The organism is Microbacterium sp. SSM24, assembly GCF_025989145.1.
Lineage (GTDB): Bacteria > Actinomycetota > Actinomycetes > Actinomycetales > Microbacteriaceae > Microbacterium.
This window is the reverse complement of sequence record NZ_JAPDNQ010000001.1, coordinates 1,715,282-1,737,159: the sequence shown is the minus strand read 5'-3', so window position 1 is coordinate 1,737,159 and position 21,878 is coordinate 1,715,282. Positions and strand designations below refer to the sequence as shown.

The following is a 21,878-nucleotide window of genomic DNA, read 5'->3' as shown; positions in this document are numbered from 1 at the left end:
AGACTACTCCGCAACCGGGATGGACTGCGCCTTCAGGGTCGCGATGGTCGACTCCTGCGCCGCGGCGAGGGCCTCGAGCAGCGTGCCCTGACCCGTCACGGCCTTCTGGAAGCCGTCCGACACGTCGGCGTAGGTCTGCGTCATGGTCGGACCCCACACGAAGTCGGGGTTGACCTGCGCGGCCGCCTCGGCGAACACGTCGTAGATCTTCTGGCCGCCGTAGAACTCGACGCCCTCCTGCAGCGACGGCAGCTCGAGGCCGGCCGTCGTGGCGGGGTAGATGTTCGCCGACTTGTTGAGCGCGGTCAGCGCCTCGTCCGAGGTGTTGAGCCACAGCGCGAACTTGGTCGCCTCGTAGAGGTGATCGGTGCCCTTGAAGACCGCGATCGACGAGCCGCCCCAGTTGCCGGAGCTGGCGTCGCCGGCCTCCCACTGCGGGGACGGAGCGACCGACCACTTGCCGGCGGTGTCGGGAGCGCCGGACGAGATGGAGTTCGCGCCCCACACGGCGGAGTTCCAGGTCCAGACCTCACCCGAGTTGTAGGCGTTGTTCCACTCCTCGGTCCAAGCCGGGTAGGTGGCGACGAGGTCCTCGTCGAGGAGCTCCTGCCAGTACTCGGCGACCGTCGTCGACTGCTCGCCGGTCAGGTCGACCGTCCACTCCTCGCCGTTGTTGGAGAACCAGTCGCCGTTGCCCTGCCACACGAAGCCCGCGAACTGGTTGATGTCGGCGGTGGAGAAGTTCGTGATGTACCCGCCGGCGGCGCGCACGGCCTTGGCGGCCTCCTTGTACTCCTCCCACGTCGTCGGGACCGCGATGCCGTTCTGCTCGAACAGGTCGGAGCGGTAGAACAGCGCCATGGGGCCCGAGTCCTGCGGCACGCCGTAGACGCCGTCGGTGCCGAGGGTGACCTGGCCCCAGGTCCACGGGATGAACTCGGCCTCGGCGGCGACGACGTCCTCGCACACCGAGAGGTCCTCGAGTCCGTCCTGCACGCGGAAGCTCGCGAGCGCGTCGTACTCGATCTGGCCGAGGTCGGGCGCGTTGCCCGCCTCGAGCTGGCTGAAGAAGCTCTGGTAGGTGCCGCCGTTGCCGTTCGGGCCGGTCTGCACCTCCACCTGGATATCGGGGTTCTCCTCGTTCCAGAGCGCGGCGACGTCCTCGATGCCGGGGATCCACGAGGTGAACTCGAGCGTCACGTCTCCGTCCGACGGCGCGCAGGCTGCGGCATCCCCGCCGCCGCCGTTGTCCGTTCCGGAGCCTCCGCCGGAGCATCCGGCCAGCGCGAGCGCGCTGAGCAGTGCGACGCCGGTGACGACTGCCCTCTTGTTGTGCTGCATGTCATTCCTTACTTGGTGGGTGATTACAACGGATGCCGGGGGCTGGCCCCTCGGCGGGGACTCACTTCACGGACCCGGTGCCCAGGCCGTTGCGCCAGAAGCGCTGAAGGAGGAGGAAGGCGATGATGAGCGGGACGATCGAGAGGAACGACCCGACCAGGACGTACGTGCGCAGCTCGGGGATCTGGTTGAGCTGCGTGTTCCACGAGTAGAGGCCGTAGGTGACCGGGAACAGCTCCTGGCTGCGCAGCATGATCAGCGGCAGGAAGAAGTTGTTCCAGATCGACACGAACTGGAAGAGGAACACCGTGATGAGGGCGGGCATCATCAGGCGCATCGAGATCGTGAAGTACGTGCGCACCTCGCTCGCGCCGTCGATGCGGCCGGCCTCGATGAGCTCGTCGGGCACGCTCGCCGACGCGTAGATGCGGCTGAGGTACACGCCGAACGGGCTCACGATGCTCGGCAGCAGCACGGCCCAGAACGTGTTGGTCATGTTGACCTGGCTGAACAGCAGGAACAGCGGGAGCGCGAGTGCCGTGGCCGGGACGAGAACACCGCCGAGGACCGTGTTGAAGTACGCCTCACGCCCGCGGAACCGGTACTTCGCCAGGGCGTAGCCGCACATGCCCGCGAACACGGTCGCCAGCAGCGCGCCGACGCCCGCGTAGCCGAGGCTGTTGAGGAGCCACCGCACGTAGATGCCGTCGTTGTAGGTCAGCAGGTCGCCGACGTTGGCGAAGAAGTTCCAGTCCGCGAACCACAGGGCGTTCGTCGTGAGCAGGTCGCCGCGGTCCTTGGTGGAGGCGATGAACAGCCACCAGATCGGCACGAGGAAGTAGAGGGTGAAGACCCCCATCACGATGAGCGCGGCTCCGCGCGAGAGGATGCTCTCCTTCGGCCCGCGCGAGGAGGGCTTCAGGTCGTCGGCGGTCGCGCCGGCGGTACGGGTGAGGAGGCTCATTGCTCGGCCTTCCGCTGGGTGACCTTGAGGAACACGAACGAGAGCACGAACGTCGCCAGGGCGAGGACGACCGAGAAGGCGGCCGCCAGGTGCGTGTTCGGGATCGCGCTGGTCGCGTAGATGGTCATGTTCGGCGTGTAGGTGCTCGACACCGCGGCGCTGAACGAGCGGAACACCTGGGGCTCGGCGAGCAGCTGCAGCGTGCCGATGATCGAGAAGACCGCCGTCAGGATGAGCGCCGGGGCGATCATCGGGATCTTGATCGACCACGCGATGCGGACCTGACCGGCGCCGTCGAGGCGCGCGGCCTCGTACACCTCGGCGGGGATCGCGAGGAGCGCCGAGTAGATGATCAGCATGTTGTAGCCGACGAACACCCACGTCACGACGTTCGCGATCGACCAGAGCACCAGCTGCGGCGACAGGAAGTCGACGTTCTGCGTCACCTGCGTGAAGGGCGACAGGTTCGGCGAGTAGAGGAAGCCCCACATGATCGCCGCGATGACGCCGGGCACCGCGTACGGCGCGAAGAACGCGAGGCGGAAGAACTTCTTGCCCTTGAGCACCGGCGAATCCAGCAGCAGCGCGAACAGGAGCGCCAGGCCCAGCATGATCGGCACCTGCACGACGCCGAACAGGAGCACCCGTCCGACCGACTCCCAGAACGGCGCGTTCTGGAAGACGAGGAGGTACTGGGTGAGCCCGCCGAAGACCTCGGTCGGCTCGCCGTAGAGCCCGTCGCGCTCGACGACGAGGAGCGACTGCCACACCGCGTAGCCGATGGGGATCAGGTAGAACAGCAGGAACAGCACGCTGAACGGACCTGTGAAGATCGCGATCGCGCCCTTGTGCGGGGTCTTGCGCCGTACCGTGTCGGACGGCCGCCGCCCTTTCCGTGCTCCTCGTGCTCCTCGTGTGACGAGGACTTCGGTGGCGGTCATGCGGCCGCCTCCTCTCTGATGATGCGCACCGCGCCGCCGGGGACCGCGACGTCCGCGGCGACCGGCATCCCGGTGACCAGCTCGACGCCCGCGGCCGTCACGACGGCCGGCGTCTCGCCGTGGTTGACGACGAAGAGGTACGAGGCATCCGTCCCCTTCCGCCTGACGATCTCGAGGGCGTCGCTCGCGCCGCGGACCTCCGCCGCAGCGCGCACGCCCGCGTCGTCCGCGAGACGGGAGACCAGTGCGCGGTACGCCTCCGGGGTGGGGAGCGTCGCGAGGTACCAGGCCGTGCCGTCGCCCCACGCGTTGCGGGTGACGGCCGGGTGGCCGGCCGAGGGTCCGTCCGCGAAGGATGCCTCGACCTGCGCCGTCGTGACGTGCGACCGCTCCGACCACAGCGTCGACGTGGTGCCGTCGGTGAGGGTCAGGGTGCTGCCGGCGGCGACCGGCGCGAACTCCTCGATGCGGATGCCGAGCGCGTCGCGGAACGGGCCGGTGTAGCCGCCCGTCCAGACGCGGTCTTCCTGGTCGACGGTGCCGCTGTAGAAGGTGATGAGCGCGGTGCCGCCGGCGGCGATCCAGTCGGTGATGACGGATGCCTCCTCCTGGCGCACCAGGTGCAGTCCGGGCACGACGACCAGCCGGTACGCCGAGAGGTCGGCGCCGGGTGCGACGATGTCGACGGTCAGGCCGAGCGCGTGGAGCGCGCCGTACGCGGCGTGCACCTGGTCGAGGTAGCCGAGGGCCTGGCTCGGACGCGAGTCGGTCTGGGTCGCCCACCACGATTCCCACGAGAAGACGAGGGCGACGTCGGTCTCGACGCGCGAGCCCGCCACCTCGCCGATGCGCTCGACGATGCCGCCGAGCTCGACGACCTCTCTCCACACGGCCGTGTCGGTGCCGGCGTGGGGGAGCATCGCGGAGTGGAACTTCTCGCTCCCCTGCACGGAGGCGCGCCATTGGAAGAAGCACACGCCGTCAGCGCCGCGGGCGACGTGGGTGAGCGAGTTGCGGATGATCTCGCCGGCCGCCTTCGGCTTGTTGAGGGGCTGCCAGTTGACGGCGCCGGTCGAGTGCTCCATGAGGATCCAGGGCGCCCCACGGCCCAGTCCGCGCGAGAGGTCGGCAGCGAAGGCGAGCTCCGCGCGAGGATCGGCGAGACGGTTGTCGAGGTAGTGGTCGTTGGCGATGATGTCCATGTCGGCCGCCCACGACCAGTAGTCGAGGTTCTCGATGTGCGCGGTGACCATGAAGTTGGTCGTGATGGGCACGGCGCTCACCGCGCGGATGACCTCGGCCTCCGCCCGGTAGTACGAGAGCAGCTCGTCGGAGCTGAAGCGGTGGAAGTCCAGCGCCTGGCCGGGATTGCGGGCCGAGAGCGTCGTGCGCGGCGGGAGGATCTCGTCCCAGTCGCCGTACGTCTGGCTCCAGAAGGCGGTGCCCCATGCGGCGTTCAGCGCGTCGAGCGTGCCGTACCTGGCGCGGAGCCAGCGGCGGAAGGCCGCGGCGCTCTCGTCGCAGTAGCAGAGGGCGTTGTGGCAGCCGAGTTCGTTCGAGACGTGCCACAGCTCGACCGCGGGGTGGTCGGCGTAGCGGCGCGCCACGGTGCCGGCCAGTCGCATCGCGGCATCCCGGAACACCGGCGAGCTCGGGCAGAACGCCTGACGTCCGCCCGGGTAACGACGCGTGCCGTCCTCGGCCATGGGCAGGATCTCGGGGTGCGCGGTGGCGAGCCATGCCGGAGGGGACGCGGTGCCGGTGCCGAGGTTCACGCGGATGCCCGCGGCGTGGAGGCGGCCGAGGACGTCGTCGAGCGCGTCGAAGCGGTACTCCCCCGGGCGGGGCTCGATGTGGGACCAGCCGAAGATGTTGATCGCGACGAGGTCGACGCCCGCTTCGCCCATCAGGGCGATGTCCTCGTCCCACACGTCGGGCGTCCACTGTTCGGGGTTGTAGTCGCAACCGAACGCGATGCCGTCGTGCTCGAAGGGCCGGGCGGGGGTGGTCATGCGCTCCTCAGATCTGTGAACGTGCACAGTTCCGAGCGCCGTTCCTCTGCGCTGAGGTTCTGTGAACGTGTACAGAGTATGCACGACCGAGTTCGCTGTCAACATCACGCGCATAAGTTGTGCGCGTGCACATACGATGGGGCGGTGGAGACGAACGGACGCCGACGACGCGCAACGGTCAAGGACGTCGCCACGGAGGCCGGAGTCTCCCGCGGCACCGTGAGTCGGGTCCTGAACGGTCAGCCCTACGTCTCCGACGAGGCCCGCGCGGCGATCGACGCCGCCATCGCCAAGGTGGGCTTCATCCCCAACCGCGCCGCCCGCAGCCTCGTCATGCAGAGCTCGCAGGCGATCGGGCTGATCGTCCACGAGCCCCACTCGCTCTTCGTGGAGGACCCGAACATCGGGTCGATCCTCCTCGGCGCGAACGCGGCGCTGTCGGAGGCCGACTACCAGCTGTCCTTCCTCATCGCCGACTCCACCCGTGACATCGATCGCCTCGCCCGCTATCTCAGCGGTGGACTGATCGACGGCGTCATCATCGTCTCAGCCCGCGTGGGAGACCCGATCACGCGGGCGATCGCCGACCTCGCTCTGCCCGCCGCCTTCGTGGGCCACCCGCGCGACATCGGCGACGCCGCCTACGTCGCGATCGACAACCGAGGCGCAGCCCGCGAGATCACTTCCCGCCTGGTCGCGACCGGCAGGAAGCGGATCGGCATGATCGCGCCGGCGCTCGACCGCGACTCCGGCTCCGACCGCCTCGCCGGCTTCGTGGATGCCCTGGGCAACCGCTTCGACCCCCAGCTCGTCGAGCGGATCCCGCTGTACTCCTACTCGGATGGGCAGGCCGGCATGCGGGCCCTCCTCGAGCGCGCGCCAGACATCGACGGCGTCTTCGCCTCCAGCGACGCCGTCGCCGCCGGCGCGATGGACGTCCTCCAGGCGGCGGGTCGCCGCATCCCCGACGATGTCGGCGTCGTCGGCTTCGACGACAGCTCGTGGGCGCTGCGCACCGATCCCCCGCTCTCGACCGTGCACCAGCCCGCCACCGAGCTCGGCCGGGCCGCGGCGGAGTCGGTGCTCCGCCAGCTGCGCGGCGAAGACCCCGGCACAGAAGGCCGCGTCCTCGAGTGCCCCGTCGTCTGGCGCGGCTCGGCCTGACCGGCCGTGGAATGCCGAGCGCGGGCCGCGGGTTGGTACCGGGGATGAGCACTGCGACCCCGGCCCTGTCCGTCCTCGACCTCGTGCCGGTGCGTGCCGGGCAGACGAGCGCGCAGGCGGTCGCGGCATCCCTCGCCCTCGTGACCCGCGCCGACGAGCTCGGCTTCCGGAGGTACTGGTTCGCCGAGCACCACAATATGCCGGCCGTCGCCTCGACGACGCCGCCGGTGCTCGCGGCGGCGTCCGCCGCACGCACGTCGCGCATCCGGCTCGGATCGGGCGGCGTGATGCTGCCCAACCACTCGCCGCTCGTCGTCGCGGAGCAGTTCGCGGCGCTCGAGGCGCTCGCGCCGGGACGCATCGACCTCGGGCTGGGCCGCGCGCCCGGCTCGGATCCGGTCATCACGCAGCTGCTGCGCCAGAGCGGCACGACGAGCGACGTCGACCGCTTCCCCGACCACGTGCGCGACATCGTGTCGCTCGTCTCACCCGAGGGTGCCAGCGTGCGCTTCACCTCGGGCGGCACCTACGACGTGCACGCGACCCCCGCCGCAGCGACGGTCCCCGAGGTGTGGCTGCTGGGCTCGAGCGACTACTCGGCGCAGCTGGCCGCATCGGTCGGGCTGCCGTACGTGTTCGCGAACCACTTCTCGGGCCAGGGACTCGAGCGCGCGCTCGACCTGTACCGCTCGGCCTATCGGCCGAGCGAGGCCCACCCCGAGCCGCGCACGTTCCTCACCGCGAACGTGCTCGCCGCCCCGACCGACGCCGAGGCCGAGGAGCGCGTGCTGCCGAACCTGCGGATGACCGCGCGGCTGCGGACGAACCGCCCGCTCATCCCGCTCGAGACGGTCGAGCAGTCGCTCGCCGGCGCCGCCGACTTCGAAGGGCTCGGCGACTCCTTCATGGACTCGGCCCGTGCGAACTGGTTCGTGGGAACCCCCGACGCGGTCGCGACCCGGCTGCGGGAGTTCGCGTCGACGCACGGCGTCGACGAGATCATGGTCTCGCCCATCGCGGGCAGCTACGACGGCGAGCCGATGGATGCCTCCCCCGGCCGCCTGCAGACGCTCGACCTCCTCGCCGCCGAGCTCGGCCTCGCCTGACCCGACCCGCCGGTTTCCGTTTGTGCGGGCGAATGTGCGTGTCACCCGGCCCCCGGGCGGACATTCGCCCGCACAAACGGAAGGGTGGCCGGGCCGGGGGCCGGGGGCGGGGGTCAGCGCGTGAGCGAGTAGAAGCGGAAGAAGCTGAAGTCCTCGATCGGGAGGATCTCCAGATCGGCGAAGCCGGCCTCCTGGGCGTAGCGCCGGAGGATGCCGGGGCGCATGACCGTGCCGGTGCCCACGCTCGGCTGGTGCGACAGCCCGTCGGGAAGGCAGCAGAAGAGGCTGAATCCGTACATGATCCTCTCCAGCTCGTCGCCCGGCGCGACGAGCCGGTCGGCCACCGCCTCATCCATCACGATCACCGGGCCGCCGTCGCGCACGGCCAGCCGCATGGCCTCGAGGACCTCGACCGGCCGCGGCATGTCGTGGATGCACTCGAACGCGAAGGCGGCGTCGAACGGGCCGTCGTGCGCGAGACCGTCGCCGTCGGCGTTGTGGAACTCCACGCGATCGGCCACGCCCGCCGCTTCGGCATTCTCGCGGGCGAGGGCGATCGACGGCTCGTCGACGTCGAAACCGTCGACGCGGAGTCCGGGGTGCGCCTTCGCCAACTCGATCGACGACCACCCGCCGCCCATGCCGATGTCGGCGATCCGCGCTCCCGGCCGCGACAGCACGGCGTGCAACTCGGGCACCGTGGCGAACGCCCCGGCGAGTTCGCCGAACCACGGCCGGTTCAGATCGGCCTGGGCCTCACGGGCGTCGGGTCCGAACTGCTCCCAGCTCACCCCGCCGCCGGTGCGGTACGCCTCGAGGAGCGCCGCGGTCTGCGCGCCGGTCGCCGCGAAGAGACGGGACAGCGGTGCGAGATAGGCGAGGCTCGCGGCATCCGTCAGCACTTCGGCGGGCCCGGGCGGCAGGGTGTACCGGCCGGAGTCATCGAGGGTGAGGATGCCGCTCACGGCCTGCTGCTCGAGCCATTCGCGTGCGTACCTCGGGGATGTGCCCGTGCGGTCGGCCAGCTCGTCCGGCGTGGACGGGCCGGCGTCCGCGAGGCTTCGATACCAGCCGAGACGATCGCCGAGGTACGCCGACATGACGTCGATCCAGCCGAGGGCGGAGGTCAGCATCCGCTCGGCGAACGCGTCGGCGGTGGGGCCGGCGGAGAGGGAGGGCGAGGTGGACATCGGGAACCCCCGTTCGCGAGGTGGCGGACACGCGACGCGCCCGCACCCAAGAGGGTACGAGCCTCACCGCCTCGTGGCGAGGCCCCGGCGAGCGGCTACCAGGCGATGAGCGAGACGGGGGTGATCTCGATGACGGTGCTGTAGCGGGCGAACATCGTCTCGGTGGTGAGGCCGAGGCGCAGCATCCACTCGTCGTACTTGGCGCCGTAGGCGGCGCCGATGCGCTCCGCCCACTCGGGGCCCGCACCGGGCGAGAGGGTCGCGAGGCCGCGGAGCACGGCGAGCTGCTCGCCGTCCGCGCCGGCTTCGAGGTGCAGCAGCACCTTCGGGTCCGCCTCGAGGTTGCGGACCTTCGCGGTGCGCGGCTCGCTCAGCACGAGGGCGCGATCGCCGAGCCACAGGAACCAGACCGGCACCGCGTGCGGATAGCCGTCGCGGCCGGTCGTGCCGATCCAGGCGACCTGCTCGCCTTCGAGGCGCGCGAGCGTGCGCGCGTGCACCTCGTTCGACGGGTCGAAGACGAAAGGCTCGGTCATGCCTCGTCGGGCTCTCCGCTGAGGAGACCGCGCAGCCAGTCGCGGGCTTCGACGAACACGTCGTCGGAGTATCGCTCCGGGTAGCGCACGACCGCCCGATCGGCGCGGGGATACGACCCGAGGAACACGACCTGCGGACTGAAGCGCCGCAGGCCCAGCAGGGCGTCGGCCATGCGCTCGTCCGAGATGTGGCCGTCCGCGTCGATGACGAACCGGTACCGGCCCAGCGCGTCGCCGATCGGACGCGACGCCAGCAGCGAGAGGTTGATGCCGCGGGTCGCGAACTGCTCGAGCATCTCGAGCAGCGCACCGGGATGGTCATCGGGCAGCTCGGCGATGAGCGAGGTCTTGTCGGCGCCGGTCGGGGGCGGGGGCGCGACGGTGCGGCTCACCAGCACGAATCGCGTGACGGCGTTCGCGTTGTCGCCGATGGCGGAGGCGAGGAGTTCGAGCTCGTGGTGCACGAGGATCCCGGGCGGGGCGATCGCGGCATCCGCGTCACTGGACCCGTCGATGAGACCCATCGCGCTGGCGACGTTGCTCGCGGCGGGAACATGGGCGTGCGCGGGAAGGTTCTTCGACAGCCACTGCAGGCACTGCGCGTAGGCGACGGGGTGCGCCGCGATGAGCGAGACGTCCTCGATCTTCGCGCCCGGGCGTCCGACGAGCACGAACTCGACGGGCACGAGGTACTCGCCGACGATCCGCAGACCCGGCACCGTCGCGAGCGCGTCCTGAGCCGTCGACACGCCGCCGTCGACGGAGTTCTCGATCGCGATCATCGCGGCATCCGACCGCCCTTCGAGCACGTCCGCGAGCGCCTCGCCGACGTTGCGCACCGGCCGCCACTCCTGGCCGCGCGCCTCGGGCACCTGCGCGAGCGCCGCCTCGGTGAACGTCCCGGCGGGGCCGAGGTAGCTGTAGCTGCGTCGTGTGGGGACGGATGCCTCGGTCTCGGGCGCCTCGGAAGTCACGGGTGCCAGCCTAGTGCGGCGCATAACTCCTGCACTTCGGCATCCGAGCGCCCCGAGTCCCGCAGAAATGCGGGCATCCCCTGTTCCCGCGCCGGCGAGGTGCAGGAGTTATGCGCCGCGATCGGGCGCCATCCGGCGCCGCGGTGGGGCGCCATCGGGCCGCGCCCCGCGGACTTCCGGCGTCAAGGCCGCGACAGGACCCCCGCGACCGGGCAGACTGGACCCATGAGTCGCGCAGGACAGCCCGCCGAAGCATCCGACCTCATCGACATCGATGAGCTGATCTCCGCCTACTACGACGTCGCCCCCGATCCCGAGGTGCCCGAGCAGCGCGTCGCGTTCGGCACGAGCGGCCACCGCGGCTCGTCGCTCTCCGCGAGCTTCAACGAGAACCACATCCTCGCCACGACCCAGGCGATCGTCGACTACCGCCGGTCGCAGGGCATCGAGGGTCCGCTCTTCCTCGGCCGGGACACCCACGGCCTGTCGCTGCCCGCCGAGCGCAGCGCGATCGAGGTGCTGGTCGCGAACGGCATCGACGTGCGGGTGGACTCCCGCGACTCGTGGGTGCCGACGCCGGCCCTCAGCCACGCGATCCTCGCCTACAACCGGGGACGGGATGCCGCGGATCCGGGCCGCGCCGACGGCATCGTCGTGACTCCCAGCCACAACCCGCCCCGAGACGGCGGGTTCAAGTACAACCCGCCGAACGGCGGACCCGCCGACACCGACGCGACCGGGTGGATCGCCGATCGGGCGAACGAGCTCATCGCCGGAGGCCTCGCGGGCATCGCGAGGACGCCGTTCAAGGACATCGACGGCGACGCGCTGGGCGACTACGACTTCCGCGACGCCTACGTGCGCGACCTCGCGAACATCATCGACGTCGAGGCCATCCGCAACGCCGGGGTGCGCATCGGCGCCGACCCGCTGGGCGGTGCGTCCGTGGAGTACTGGGCGCTCATCGCCGAGGTGCACGGTCTCGACCTGACCGTCGTGAACCCCGACGTCGACCCGACCTGGCGGTTCATGACCCTCGACTGGGACGAGAAGATCCGCATGGATCCCTCGTCGCCGTCGGCCATGGCCAGCCTGGTCGCGCGCCGCCACGACTACGACATCCTCACCGGAAACGACGCCGACGCCGACCGCCACGGCATCGTCACCCCCGACGCCGGGCTCATGAACCCGAACCACTACCTCGCGGTCGCGATCGACTACCTTTACGCGCACCGGCCGAACTGGCCCACGGATGCCGCGGTCGGGAAGACCCTCGTCTCGTCGATGATCATCGACCGGGTCGCCGCGTCGCTCGGTCGCTCCCTGCTCGAGGTGCCGGTCGGGTTCAAGTGGTTCGTTCCGGGTCTGCTCGACGGCTCGGTCGCGTTCGGCGGCGAGGAGTCCGCGGGTGCGTCGTTCCTCCGCACGGACGGCACCGTGTGGACGACCGACAAGGACGGCATCCTGCTGTGCCTGCTCGCGGCCGAGATCCTGGCGGTGACGGGCAAGACGCCGTCGCAGCGGTACGCCGAGCTCGAGGCCGAGTTCGGCTCGTCGGCCTATCAGCGGGTGGATGCGCCGGCCACTCCCGCGCAGAAGGCCACGCTCGGCAAGCTCGCCCCCGAGGCCGTCACCGCCACCGAACTCGCCGGCGAGCCGATCACGGCGAAGCTGTCGCACGCGCCCGGCAACGGCGCGGCGATCGGCGGACTCAAGGTGCAGACCGAGCACGCGTGGTTCGCCGCGCGCCCGTCGGGCACCGAGGACGTCTACAAGCTCTACGCCGAGTCCCTCAAGGGTCCCGACCACCTTGCCGAGGTGCAGGAAGAGGCGCGCGCGGTCGTCTCGGCGGCGCTCGGCGGCTGAGCGCGGCCCCCCGTCGCGGACACCCCTGACCGGGCGGCGATTCGAGGCCTAGAATCTGGCCGTGAGCGAGATGCACGCGCCTGCCCGAGGCGCAGCAACATTGCATGACGTCGCACGCGAGGCCGGTGTGTCGCTGGCGACCGCCTCCCGCGTGCTCAACGGTTCGACCCGCAAGGTGGCTGAGAGCTACCGCGAGCGGGTCGAGGCCGCGGCCGAGATCCTCGGCTACACCGCCAACCTCTCCGCCCAGGCGACGGCGCGCGGAACCTCCGCGGTCGTCGGTCTCGTCGTCGCAGACATCGCCGATCCCGCGTTCGGTCAGCTGGCGGCAGGCGTCGCGCGCGGCGCGGAGGAGGCGGGCCTGGTCGTGACGATCGCCGTGACCGGGCGTGATCCGCAGCGCGAAGTGGCCGTGGTGCGGGCTCTGCGGGGTCAGCGCCCCCGCGGGCTGATCCTCGGCGCCTCCCGCACCGAGGGGCCGGATGCCGCCGACCTGCAGACCGAACTCGAGGCCCTCTCGGGCACCGGGGGGCGGGTCGTGGTGCTGGGTCGCCGAAGTCCCGGCCTGCGGACCGTCGGCACCGACGAGCGTGCCGGCGCAGCGGAGCTGGGCGCCACGCTCGCGAGCCTCGGCTACCGCGAGGCCGTGATCGTCGCCGCCGACGAGGGCATCCGCACGTTCGACGACCGCGTGACCGGCTTCACCGAGGGCTTCACGCGGCAGGGCGGTGCGATCCTCGAGGTGCGCCGCGCGGGGTTCACGCGGGATGCGGGCTACGCGAGCGCGCAGGGCCTGATCGAGACGGGCGTCGCTGCGGGCACGGTCGTGGTCGGCATCCGCGATGTCGTGGCGATCGGCATCATGTCGGCGCTGCGCGAGGCGGGGCGCGAGGTCGGTCCGGACGTCGCGGTCGCCGGGTTCGACGACATCGCGTCGGCGCAGGATGCCGCGCCCGGCCTGACCACGGTGCGGGTCCCGCTCGACGAGCTCGGCTACCGGGCGGTGCGCGCGGTCGTCGAGCCGGAATGGGATGCCGCGTCCCCGCCGCTCCCCGTGGAGGTCATCGTGCGCGGCAGCACCCCGCCGCGCGCGTGAGGGTCAGCGCGCAGGGCGGGGCGCGGCCGTGCTGGCTCGCACGGTGAGGGCGGTCGGCACGGTGTGGAAGGCGGTCGCGCCGCCCTCGATGGCTTCGACGAGCGCGGTGACGGCGAGCTCGCCGAGACGGTCGAAGTCCTGGCGCACGGTCGTGAGCGGCGGGCGGTAGTCCGCGGCATCCGCGATGTCGTCGAACCCCACCACCGACACGGCGCCCGGCACCGAGCGGCCCGCGTCGGCGAAGGCGCGGATCGCGCCGAGCGCGGTCTGGTCGTTCGCGGCGAACACCGCCGTGACGGCGGGGTCGGCCGCGAGCGCCGTGCCCGCCGAGTGACCGGATGCCGCGGTCCAGTCTCCGCGCAGGACGGGCGGGGCGTCGCGCCCGGCGGCGCCGAGCGCTTCGCGCCAGCCCCGCTCGCGCTCGCCTGCCGCGAACGATCCGACCGGTCCCGCGATGTGGTGGACGGTGCCGTGGCCGAGGCTCAGCAGGTGGGCGGTGGCCGCGCGGGCGCCCGCGGCGTGGTCGGACTGCACCACGCCGACTCCCGGGGTGCCCGACGGGGCGTCCACGACGACGAGACGCAGTCCGCGTGGGGCCGCGATGCCGCGCGCGGCGGCCGTCGCCTCGTTGAGCACGACCGCGCCGTCGACGCCCTGCTCGCTCAACCGCTCGAAGGCCGAGGCGACGTCGGGCGCGGCGCCGAGCGTCACGACGGTGAGCGCGTAGCCGCGGGCGGCCGCGGCATCCGCCACCGCCTGCAGCATTCGGGAGTTGCCCACCGTGGCGAGCGTCGACACGACCAGGCCGATCGTCTGGGTGCGGCCGGTGCGCAACGCGCGGGCGGCGCGATGCGGCCGGTAGCCGAGCTGAGCCATCGCGGACTCGACGCGCGTGCGGGTGGCGGGGTCGACCCGCGGGCTGTCGTTCACGACCCGCGAGACGGTCTGGCCCGAGACGCCCGCGATGCGGGCCACGTCGGCCATCGAGACCCGTCGCTCCATCTCGCCTCCTCGCCCCGGCGGCGCATAACTCCTGCAGGCCGCCGGATGTTGACGTTACCACGGTCGCCTTGCTACCGTGTTGACGTGAACATGCAGGAGTTGCGGTCCCAGATCCTCGGCGCCGGCGTGGTCAAGCGCCCCACTCGCCTGGCCGACGGCCGCGAGTTGATCTACTACGACGACCCCGGCACGACCCTCGGCGCCGAGCGCGCCGTCGACGCGCGCGAGTTCGCCCCGCGCCCGGACACCGCGACGATGCGCCGCGACGTGCTCACCGGCGACTGGGTGTCGATCGCCGCCGCGCGGCAGAACCGCGCCTTCCTCCCCCCGGCCCACCTCGACCCGCTCGCGCCGCAGACGGCGACGAACCCGTCCGAGATCCCCTCGCGCTACGACGTCGCCGTGTTCGAGAACAAGTCGCCATCGTTCGGTCCCGCTCTCGCCGCCGCGCACGACGGCGTTCCGGCCGGACTCGACGCTCCCCGCGATCTCGCCGATCTCGACACCCCCGGCCTCGGCCGCACGCGCACCTCCGTCGGACGCTGCGAGGTCGTGTGCTTCAGCCCCGAGCACTCCGGCTCGTTCGGCACGCAGACCGCCACCCGCGCCCGCACCGTGATCGAGGCGTGGGCCGACCGCACCGCCGCGCTCTCGGCACTTCCCGGCGTCGAGCAGGTGTTCCCGTTCGAGAATCGCGGCGAGGCCATCGGCGTGACGCTCCCCCACCCGCACGGGCAGATCTACGCCTACCCCTACATCACGCCGCGCACGGCCGGCCTGCTGGCCTCGATCGAGCGCGAGGGCGCCGACCTGTTCGAGCGGATCCTCGAGTTCGAACTCGCGTCGGACCGCGTCATCCTCTCCGGCGAGCACTGGACCGCATTCGTGCCCTTCGCAGCGCGCTGGCCGCTCGAGGTGCACGTGCTCCCGCACCGTCACGTCGCCGACATCGCCGAGACGACGGATGCCGAGCGGAACGAGCTCGCTCCGCTCTACCTGCGCCTGCTTCGCGGCGTGGACGCCCTGTACGAGTCCGAGACCCCGTACATCGCCGCGTGGCATCAGGCTCCGGTCCACCGCGGACGCGACACCGTGCGTCTGAACCTGCAGCTGACCTCGCCGCGCCGCGCCGCTGACAAGCTCAAGTTCCTCGCCGGCTCCGAGGCGGCGATGGGCGCCTGGATCGGCGACGTCCCGCCGGAGTCCGCCGCAACCCGCCTGCGGGAGGCGGTCGCCGCGATCCCCGAGGTGACCCTGTGACCGCGGCCGCCGCGGCCCGCGCGCTGTTCGGCGAGCGCTTCGGCAGGGAGCCGGTCGGCACGTGGTCGGCTCCCGGCCGGGCGAACCTCATCGGCGAGCACACGGACTACAACGACGGCTTCGTACTGCCGTTCGCCATCGAGCACCGCACGCACGTCGCGCTGGCGCCGCGCGAGGACGGCGTGATCCGCGTCGCCTCGACGTTCGACGACGGCGTCGTCGAACTGCCCCTGAGCGCGCTCGACCCGACCTTCCCGGCGCGGCGCGACGAGGTCGTCGAGTGGGCGCGGTACCCCCTCGGCGTGGCCTGGGCGCTGCAGCGACTCACCGGCCGGACGGATCTCGCCGGCGTCGATCTCGCGTTCGCGTCCGACGTCCCGGTCGGAGCCGGGCTGTCGTCGTCCGCCGCGATCGAGGGTGCGACCGCGGCTGCCCTCGCCGAGACCTGGGCGCTCGACGTCGATCGGGTCGACCTGGCCCGCGCGGGACGCACCGCCGAGAACGAAGCCGTCGGCGCCCCCACCGGGATCATGGACCAGATGGCGTCGATGCTCGGTCGCGCCGACGCCGCGATCTTCCTGGACTGCCGCACGCTCCGCACCGAGGTCGTCGAGCTGGGCTTCGCGCCGGCGGGACTGGAGCTCGTCGTGATCGACACCGGCGTGAAGCATTCGCACGCCACCGGAGGCTACGGCGAGCGCCGCGCCTCGTGCGAGCGCGGTGCCGCCCTCCTGGGCGTTCCCGCGCTGCGCGACGTGACCCCCGCCGACCTTCCCCGGGCGCACGCGCTGATGGACGATGTCACCTTCCGCCGGGTCCGTCACATCGTCACCGAGAACCAGCGCGTGCTCGACACCGTGCGCGCGCTTCGCGAGGACGGCCCGACCGCCATCGGCGACCTTCTCGTGGCCTCGCACGCGTCGATGCGCGACGACTTCGAGATCTCCGTGCCCGAGCTCGACACCGCCGTCGAGGCGTCGCTCGCGGCGGGCGCCGTCGGCGCGCGCATGACCGGCGGCGGATTCGGCGGCGCGGCGATCGCGCTCGTCGCCCGTGAGCGGGTCGAGGAGCTGACGGATGCCGTCACCTCGGCGTTCGCGGCATCCGGGTTCTCCGCGCCCACGATCTTCACCGTCACTCCGTCCTCGGGAGCCGCGCGCGACGCGTGACACCGCGTGTTCACCCGCGCGCGCTCGTCAACCCCTGGACCCGACGGATGCCGCCGCCTAGCGTCGAACGTGGGCTGCGGCATCCGCTCGCCCGGCCCGGAAGGAAGTGATCGTGGCGTACATCACCGTCGGAACCGAGAACTCGGCAGACATCGAGCTCTATTACACCGACCAGGGAGACGGTCAGCCGGTCGTGCTGATCCACGGGTTCCCCCTCAACGGCGAATCGTGGGGCAAGCAGCAGGCGGCGCTGCTCGATGCGGGATACCGCGTGATCGCGTACGACCGCCGCGGCTTCGGGGCGTCGTCGAAGGCCGGCTCGGGGTACGACTACGACACCTTCGCCGCCGACCTGCACGCCCTCGTCGAGGACCTCGACCTGAAGGACGCGATCCTCGTGGGATTCTCGATGGGCACCGGCGAGATCGCACGGTACCTGTCGCGGTACGGCAGCGCGCGCGTGGCGAAGGCGGCATTCCTCGGCTCGCTCGAGCCGTACCTGCTCAAGACCGACGACAACCCCGACGGCGCGGGACCGCAGGACTTCTTCGACGGCATCGCCCAGTCCGTGCGCGACGACCGCTACGCCTTCATCGGGGGCTTCTTCAAGGACTTCTACAACCTCGACGACAACCTCGGCTCGCGCATCTCGCAGGAGGCCGTCGACGCCAGCGTGCAGGTCGCGAACACGGCGGGCAATGCGGGCATCTCGGCCGCTCCGCTGACGTGGCCGACCGACTTCCGCGGCGACATCGGCTCGATCGACGTGCCGGCGCTCATCCTGCACGGGACGGCCGACAACATCCTGCCGATCGACGCGACGGCACGCCGGTTCCGCACGCTCCTGCCGGACGCGACCTACGTCGAGATCGAGGGGGCTCCGCACGGCCTGCTCTGGACCCACGGCGCCGAGGTCAATGAGGCGCTGCTGGCCTTCCTCCGCACCTGAGCCCCGGTCTTCCCCTCGAGTCGCCAAGACACGCCGTTCGGGGGTGACGCTGACCGGCGTGGCTTGGCGACTGGCGTGATCTGGCTCGGTCGTGCGCACGTCGGAGGTGTTTTCGGGAACCGTTGCACTCGTCTTGCGCTCGCCTTGCGCTTCGCCCGGCAGGATCGATATCACCAAGCGATGCCGGACTCGGGGAAGGGCCCCGGCACCGCGAGGGACGAGGGCCGTGGGGACGGTCGGACGATCCTGTCGCTGGGGGCGGCGGGATCCGTCCCACTCGTGAGAATGGCCGCTTCTGGGGAGCGGCCATTCGCATGTCCGGGTGCCTCTCGCGCATGTCCCGAGATCGTCGGTCGAGCGGATGCCGCGCCCCCGCGCGTCGGCGGGGGCGCGGCATCCGTCCGTTTCTAGGCGCGTGCGCGGCGGCGGCGCACGATCATGGTCGCCACTCCTGCGATGAGGAGGGCGGCCGCGAGCCCCGCCGAACCGGCGAGCTGACCCGGCGTGGAACCGGTGGCGGCGAGCGCCTCGGTCACGGCGACCTCGGTCCAGCCGAGCACGTTGCCGTCCGCGTCGAGCACGACGATCCGGTGCGTTCCCGCGTCGATCCCGGCGGGGAGCGTCACCGTGACGGTGCCGTCGGCGGCCACCACGTACGCGCCCAGCAGGATCGGCGTCGAGTGCAGCCACACCCACACGGTGTCGCCCGCGTAGGTCGTGCCGACGTAGACGGTGATGGTCTGGCCGGCCTCGGCGGAGTCCGGCGCGGCCACGTCACCGCGGGTGGCGTCGGTGAGCTGGCCGTCGGTCGCGGGGTCCGCCGCGGGGTCCGTGCCCGGGTCGGTACCCGGGTCGGTACCCGGGTCCGTGCCGGGGTCGGTGCCGGGGTCGGTGCCGGGGTCGGTCGGGCCTCCCGTGGTCGGGCACGGAAGCGTGCCCGAGCGCAGCGAGAAGCCGTCGGTGTCGCCGTCGTCCGCCCACACGACCTCCTGGATGCCGCCCGCGCACGTCGAGGCGGGCGCGATCGCCATGCCCTCGTTGTTGAGGTTCGGCATCCCGGCAGGACGCGCGTAGGAGTGCACGACGGCGAAGTCGCCGCCCACGACCTTGAGTTCGTTGTACACACCGCCACAGCCGTCGTCGCACAGCGCCCACAGAGATCCGCGGTCCGCGTCGTACGCGACATCCATCGACCACGGGAAGCCCGAGGCCTCGACCTTCACCTCGACCGGGGCGCCGCCCACGGGGAGCGAGAAGAAGTGGAGTGCACCCGTGCCCTCGACCGCCGTCACGAACAGGCCCGGCGTGGGGTACGCGGCCGCCGTGTACGCGGCACCGCCGACCTTCCAGCCGGACTTCACGAGGAAGGCGTCGGGAACGTAGGTGATCCCCTCGAGACCCAGGTTCGTGCCCGTCTGCACGAACCCGTTCACATCCCACTCGTGGGTGGCGACGAGCTCTGTCGTGGCGGCCGTCACGGCGCTCACGTCGTAGCGCGCGACCTTGTTGTACGACGTGCTCTTGGCGCGCAGGTTGTCGCGCTCGGAGGTGAGGTACACCGCACCGTCGGGACCCACCGTCACGCCCTCGGCGTCGAGCTCGCCGCCGCCATCGGCGAAGCGCACCGGGATGCCGCCGTCCCACTCGGGGAAGGTCGTGTAGAGGCCGTCCACGAGGTGCATCTTGAAGAGGCGGCCCTTGTTCATCGCGACCCACAGGACGGTCGGGTCGTTCGGGTCGAATGCGACACCCGAGACGTCGCCCTCGTCGTTGGCGTCGAGGTCTGTGAACGCGTCGACCGCGTCCACGACCTTCACCGCGCTCGCGCCCGGCCAGGTCTCGGTCTGGAGCGCCGGGCACGCGTTCGCGGCACCCCACGTGGCGGTCGGCGTCTCGATGTAGGTCACCGAGCCGAACACCTCGCAGCGGCTGTACGACGCGATGCCGTCCTCGTACCAGGTGTGACCCACGACGGAGGCTCCGGTCGTCGAGCGGATGGTGAGGGAGTCGATGCTCTCGAGCCCGGTGAGGTTCTCGGCGACGTAGAAGGCGCCGGCCGCGAGGGTCGTGAGCACCGGAACGGTGTGCAGGACGTCGCCATCCGAGTCGACGAGCTCCCAGCCCGCGATGTCGACGGGCGACGTGCCCGCGTTGAGCAGCTCGGCCTTGCCGCCAACGTTCGAGACCTCGTTGAGGAGGACCGTCGTGTCGAGGCGGCGCGACTTCGTCTCGCAAGCCTCGGAGTTGTCGCGGCCGAAGCTGTTCACGGTGACCCGCCAGAACTCGTCCGAGCCGTCGGGGCAGGCCGCCGAAGCCCGCGCGTCGGACTCGTACGAGTCGGACACGCCCGCGTCACCGTCGCCGTAGGCCTGCTCGTCGATCAGCTGCCGGGAGGCGGCATCCGGTCCCGGACCGTAGATCTTGACGGCGTCGCCCTCGCCGGAGAGGCCCTTCTTGGACGAGAACGCGACGTAGCCGCCGGCGGGGACGATCCACGAGGTGGCGGGCTCCAGCGAGTCGCCGTCCCACACCTTCAGGTCGGCGAGCGTCAGAGGCGATGCACCCGTGGCCGCACCGCTGTCGGTCTGGTACCAGCCCTGGATGCTGACGTCGTAAGCACCCGTGTTGGCGAGCTCCACGGCGTCGCCGAAGCCGGGGCTGCCCGGGTCGCCGGCATTGAGCGAGGCGATCTCGTTGATCTCGATGTCGTCCCAGTTCGGGTCGAGCGCCGGCGGGGGCGTCACGGTGCAGACGTTCGCTGCGCCCGGGGTCGGAGTCGTCGACTGGAAGGCGCCGCTCCCGTCGGGGCAGCGGCCCCACGTCGTCGCGTGCGTGTCGGCCGGCCACGTCGTGGTGTCGACGCGCGTCGCGTCATCGGGCAGGTAGAGGTTGGCCTCGTCGCCCTTGCCGAGTCCGGCGGCGGTGTAGTCGACCCTGAGGAATCCGCCCGCGGCGATCGAGGTGCCCGCGGCGAGGGGCTGCAGGTGGGTGGGGTCGGAGAGGCGCGCGTTGTCGGAGAGCAACCAGCCCGAGACGTCGACCGCGGCGGTGCCGGTGTTGACGAGCTCGACCCAGTCCTGCGGGTCCGAGCTGACCTCGTTGATGCGGATCACGTCGGCGCCCGGGACCGCCGGGCAGTCGTTCGCGACGCCCGGCGTGGCGGCGTTCGTCGTGACGAACGGACCCTCGCCCTCGGGGCAGCGGCCCCACGACGGCGTCGCGTGCGCGTCGGCCGGCCAGGTGGTCGTGTCGACCTCGGTGCCGTCGGGCAGCGCGATCGTGACCGAGTCGCCCTTGCCGAGCCCGAAGCCGCCGGCCGGGAACTCGGTCGCGTCATCGGGATGGAAGACGTAGTAGCCCCCCGGCTCGATCACCGTCGATGCGGTCGCCAGGGTGAGCGGCGTGTGCGTGGGGTCGCCGTCGACGGCGGTCCAGCCCGCGATGTCGACCGGCGCGTCGCCGATGTTCACCAGCTCGACGAAGTCCGCGCCCGCAGAGAAGACCTCGTTGATGCGGATGTCCTCGACCGCGACGGCGGCGCACTCGTTCGCCGCGCCCTTCGTGGGCGTCATCGCGACGAGGGCGGTGCTCGCGGGAGTGCACAGTCCCATCGAGGTGGCGTGCACGCCGTCGGGCCAGGTCACGGTGTCGACGAGCACCGCGGTGCCGGCGTCGAACGCCGCCTTGTCGCCCTGGTGGATCGAGACGCTGTCGCCCTTGCCCAGGCCGACCGTCGAGTCGACCGCGAGCACGCCGCCGGCCGGCACGGTTCCGGAGAGCGCGACCCAGTGCGTCGCATCCTCGGTGCCGCTGTCGACGTACCAGAGCCCGCTCAGGTCGATGTCGCCGGACGTCGGGTTGGCCAGTTCGAACCAGTCGTCGGGATTCGAGTTGACCTCGTTGATCACGAGGGCGGGTGCGGCGGCGGCCGGGGCGGCCTCGAGGGGTGCGGCCGACGCCGGGGCGGCCGCGAGGGGTGCGGCCGCGAGGGCGGCGGCCGACGCCGGTGCGGCCGCGAGGGCGGGGACGAGCACCACGGTCAGGGCCGCGACAGCGGCGACGGACGCACGGGAGCGCGCGCGGGAGGGCATGCGAGAACGCATCGGGTGGGCACCTTCGGGACGAGGGTCGGGGTTGCGACCCAGCGTCCTGACTCCCGGCAACGCCGAGGTGAACGGCGCCTGTCCCTCCCCTGTCCGCCACGCGACCGGCCGGCGCCCTCCCCACGATCCGTTTGTGCGGGCGATTGTGCGCCTGAAGCCGTGCTCAGACGTACATTTGCCCGCACAAACGGACGGAGGGAGGGAG

At 71.6% G+C, this 21,878-nt stretch carries 16 protein-coding genes; 7 read left to right on the top strand and 9 right to left on the bottom strand.

All coding sequences use genetic code 11. The features are described from left to right. Positions 1-3 precede the first annotated feature (3 nt). The 4 genes from OL358_RS07985 to OL358_RS07970 form a co-directional block, all read right to left on the bottom strand. Positions 4-1,341, bottom strand: a complete 1,338-nt coding sequence (locus OL358_RS07985) for an ABC transporter substrate-binding protein (RefSeq protein WP_264709441.1) — start codon at positions 1,339-1,341, stop codon at positions 4-6. A gap of 61 nt (positions 1,342-1,402) precedes the next feature. Next, positions 1,403-2,305 carry a carbohydrate ABC transporter permease gene (locus OL358_RS07980; protein WP_264709440.1) on the bottom strand — a complete coding sequence of 301 codons (903 nt, stop codon included), beginning with the start codon at positions 2,303-2,305 and terminating at the stop codon, positions 1,403-1,405. After that, positions 2,302-3,246: a carbohydrate ABC transporter permease gene (locus tag OL358_RS07975; protein ID WP_264709439.1), complete on the bottom strand. Its 945-nt coding sequence runs from the start codon at positions 3,244-3,246 to the stop codon at positions 2,302-2,304. The genes OL358_RS07980 and OL358_RS07975 overlap by 4 nt, the downstream gene beginning before the upstream one ends. Beyond that, a complete protein-coding gene (locus tag OL358_RS07970) occupies positions 3,243-5,258 on the bottom strand; it encodes a beta-galactosidase (protein ID WP_264709438.1) in 2,016 nt (671 codons plus the stop codon). Before OL358_RS07970 ends, OL358_RS07975 begins: the two co-directional genes overlap by 4 nt. 144 nt (positions 5,259-5,402) lie before the next feature. Between OL358_RS07970 and OL358_RS07965 the strand changes: the two genes are divergently transcribed. Both OL358_RS07965 and OL358_RS07960 read left to right on the top strand, forming a co-directional pair. Then, positions 5,403-6,422, top strand: a complete 1,020-nt coding sequence (locus OL358_RS07965) for a LacI family DNA-binding transcriptional regulator (RefSeq protein WP_264709437.1) — start codon at positions 5,403-5,405, stop codon at positions 6,420-6,422. 44 nt (positions 6,423-6,466) lie between these two features. Beyond that, the gene (locus tag OL358_RS07960; protein WP_264709436.1) at positions 6,467-7,528 is read left to right on the top strand and encodes an LLM class flavin-dependent oxidoreductase; all 1,062 of its coding nucleotides are present in this window, start codon (positions 6,467-6,469) and stop codon (positions 7,526-7,528) included. A 113-nt stretch (positions 7,529-7,641) separates the two neighbouring features. Here OL358_RS07960 and OL358_RS07955 read toward each other — a convergent pair whose 3' ends face one another. The 3 genes from OL358_RS07955 to pheA all read right to left on the bottom strand — a co-directional run bounded on the left by OL358_RS07955 (position 7,642) and on the right by pheA (position 10,228). Beyond that, positions 7,642-8,718 (bottom strand): class I SAM-dependent methyltransferase, encoded by a 1,077-nt coding sequence (locus OL358_RS07955; protein WP_264709435.1) that lies wholly within the window; start codon positions 8,716-8,718, stop codon positions 7,642-7,644. Positions 8,719-8,813: 95 nt separating this feature from the next. Next, positions 8,814-9,254, bottom strand: coding sequence for a pyridoxamine 5'-phosphate oxidase family protein (locus OL358_RS07950; RefSeq protein ID WP_264709434.1), 441 nt, complete (start codon positions 9,252-9,254; stop codon positions 8,814-8,816). Then, the gene (gene pheA / locus OL358_RS07945; RefSeq protein WP_264709433.1) at positions 9,251-10,228 is read right to left on the bottom strand and encodes a prephenate dehydratase; all 978 of its coding nucleotides are present in this window, start codon (positions 10,226-10,228) and stop codon (positions 9,251-9,253) included. The genes OL358_RS07950 and pheA overlap by 4 nt, the downstream gene beginning before the upstream one ends. Positions 10,229-10,453: 225 nt before the next feature. Between pheA and pgm the strand changes: the two genes are divergently transcribed. Next, complete coding sequence (gene pgm / locus OL358_RS07940; RefSeq protein WP_264709432.1) at positions 10,454-12,094, top strand: phosphoglucomutase (alpha-D-glucose-1,6-bisphosphate-dependent); 1,641 nt, start codon at positions 10,454-10,456, stop codon at positions 12,092-12,094. 70 nt (positions 12,095-12,164) lie between these two features. Then, a complete protein-coding gene (locus OL358_RS07935) occupies positions 12,165-13,190 on the top strand; it encodes a LacI family DNA-binding transcriptional regulator (RefSeq protein ID WP_264710260.1) in 1,026 nt (341 codons plus the stop codon). Positions 13,191-13,193: 3 nt separating this feature from the next. Here the strand turns inward: OL358_RS07935 and OL358_RS07930 are convergent, their stop codons facing one another. After that, positions 13,194-14,174 (bottom strand): LacI family DNA-binding transcriptional regulator, encoded by a 981-nt coding sequence (locus tag OL358_RS07930; protein ID WP_264710259.1) that lies wholly within the window; start codon positions 14,172-14,174, stop codon positions 13,194-13,196. A 108-nt stretch (positions 14,175-14,282) separates the two neighbouring features. Between OL358_RS07930 and galT the strand changes: the two genes are divergently transcribed. The 3 genes from galT (at position 14,283) to OL358_RS07915 (ending at position 17,570) form a co-directional block, all read left to right on the top strand. After that, positions 14,283-15,452, top strand: a complete 1,170-nt coding sequence (gene galT / locus OL358_RS07925) for a galactose-1-phosphate uridylyltransferase (protein ID WP_264710258.1) — start codon at positions 14,283-14,285, stop codon at positions 15,450-15,452. Continuing rightward, the gene (gene galK, locus OL358_RS07920; protein ID WP_264709430.1) at positions 15,449-16,621 is read left to right on the top strand and encodes a galactokinase; all 1,173 of its coding nucleotides are present in this window, start codon (positions 15,449-15,451) and stop codon (positions 16,619-16,621) included. The genes galT and galK overlap by 4 nt, the downstream gene beginning before the upstream one ends. Before the next feature lie 112 nt (positions 16,622-16,733). Then, on the top strand, positions 16,734-17,570 hold the full coding sequence (locus OL358_RS07915; RefSeq protein WP_264709429.1) for an alpha/beta fold hydrolase: 837 nt from the start codon (positions 16,734-16,736) through the stop codon (positions 17,568-17,570). A 407-nt stretch (positions 17,571-17,977) separates the two neighbouring features. Here the strand turns inward: OL358_RS07915 and OL358_RS07910 are convergent, their stop codons facing one another. Further along, entirely contained in the window at positions 17,978-21,661 is a 3,684-nt protein-coding gene (locus OL358_RS07910) for a lamin tail domain-containing protein (RefSeq protein ID WP_264709428.1), read from the bottom strand. Positions 21,662-21,878 lie beyond the last annotated feature (217 nt).

What these genes read in the sequence shown, in the direction of transcription:
- OL358_RS07935 (WP_264710260.1), top strand. Translation starts at nt 12,165, where the DNA reads ATGCACGCGCCTGCCCGAGGCGCAGCAACATTGCATGACGTCGCACGC.
- OL358_RS07985 (WP_264709441.1), bottom strand. Translation starts at nt 1,341, where the DNA reads ATGCAGCACAACAAGAGGGCAGTCGTCACCGGCGTCGCACTGCTCAGC.
- OL358_RS07910 (WP_264709428.1), bottom strand. Translation starts at nt 21,661, where the DNA reads ATGCCCTCCCGCGCGCGCTCCCGTGCGTCCGTCGCCGCTGTCGCGGCC.
- OL358_RS07950 (WP_264709434.1), bottom strand. Translation starts at nt 9,254, where the DNA reads ATGACCGAGCCTTTCGTCTTCGACCCGTCGAACGAGGTGCACGCGCGC.
- OL358_RS07930 (WP_264710259.1), bottom strand. Translation starts at nt 14,174, where the DNA reads ATGGCCGACGTGGCCCGCATCGCGGGCGTCTCGGGCCAGACCGTCTCG.
- OL358_RS07970 (WP_264709438.1), bottom strand. Translation starts at nt 5,258, where the DNA reads ATGACCACCCCCGCCCGGCCCTTCGAGCACGACGGCATCGCGTTCGGT.
- galT (WP_264710258.1), top strand. Translation starts at nt 14,283, where the DNA reads ATGCAGGAGTTGCGGTCCCAGATCCTCGGCGCCGGCGTGGTCAAGCGC.
- OL358_RS07960 (WP_264709436.1), top strand. Translation starts at nt 6,467, where the DNA reads ATGAGCACTGCGACCCCGGCCCTGTCCGTCCTCGACCTCGTGCCGGTG.
- OL358_RS07980 (WP_264709440.1), bottom strand. Translation starts at nt 2,305, where the DNA reads ATGAGCCTCCTCACCCGTACCGCCGGCGCGACCGCCGACGACCTGAAG.
- OL358_RS07975 (WP_264709439.1), bottom strand. Translation starts at nt 3,246, where the DNA reads ATGACCGCCACCGAAGTCCTCGTCACACGAGGAGCACGAGGAGCACGG.
- pgm (WP_264709432.1), top strand. Translation starts at nt 10,454, where the DNA reads ATGAGTCGCGCAGGACAGCCCGCCGAAGCATCCGACCTCATCGACATC.
- OL358_RS07955 (WP_264709435.1), bottom strand. Translation starts at nt 8,718, where the DNA reads ATGTCCACCTCGCCCTCCCTCTCCGCCGGCCCCACCGCCGACGCGTTC.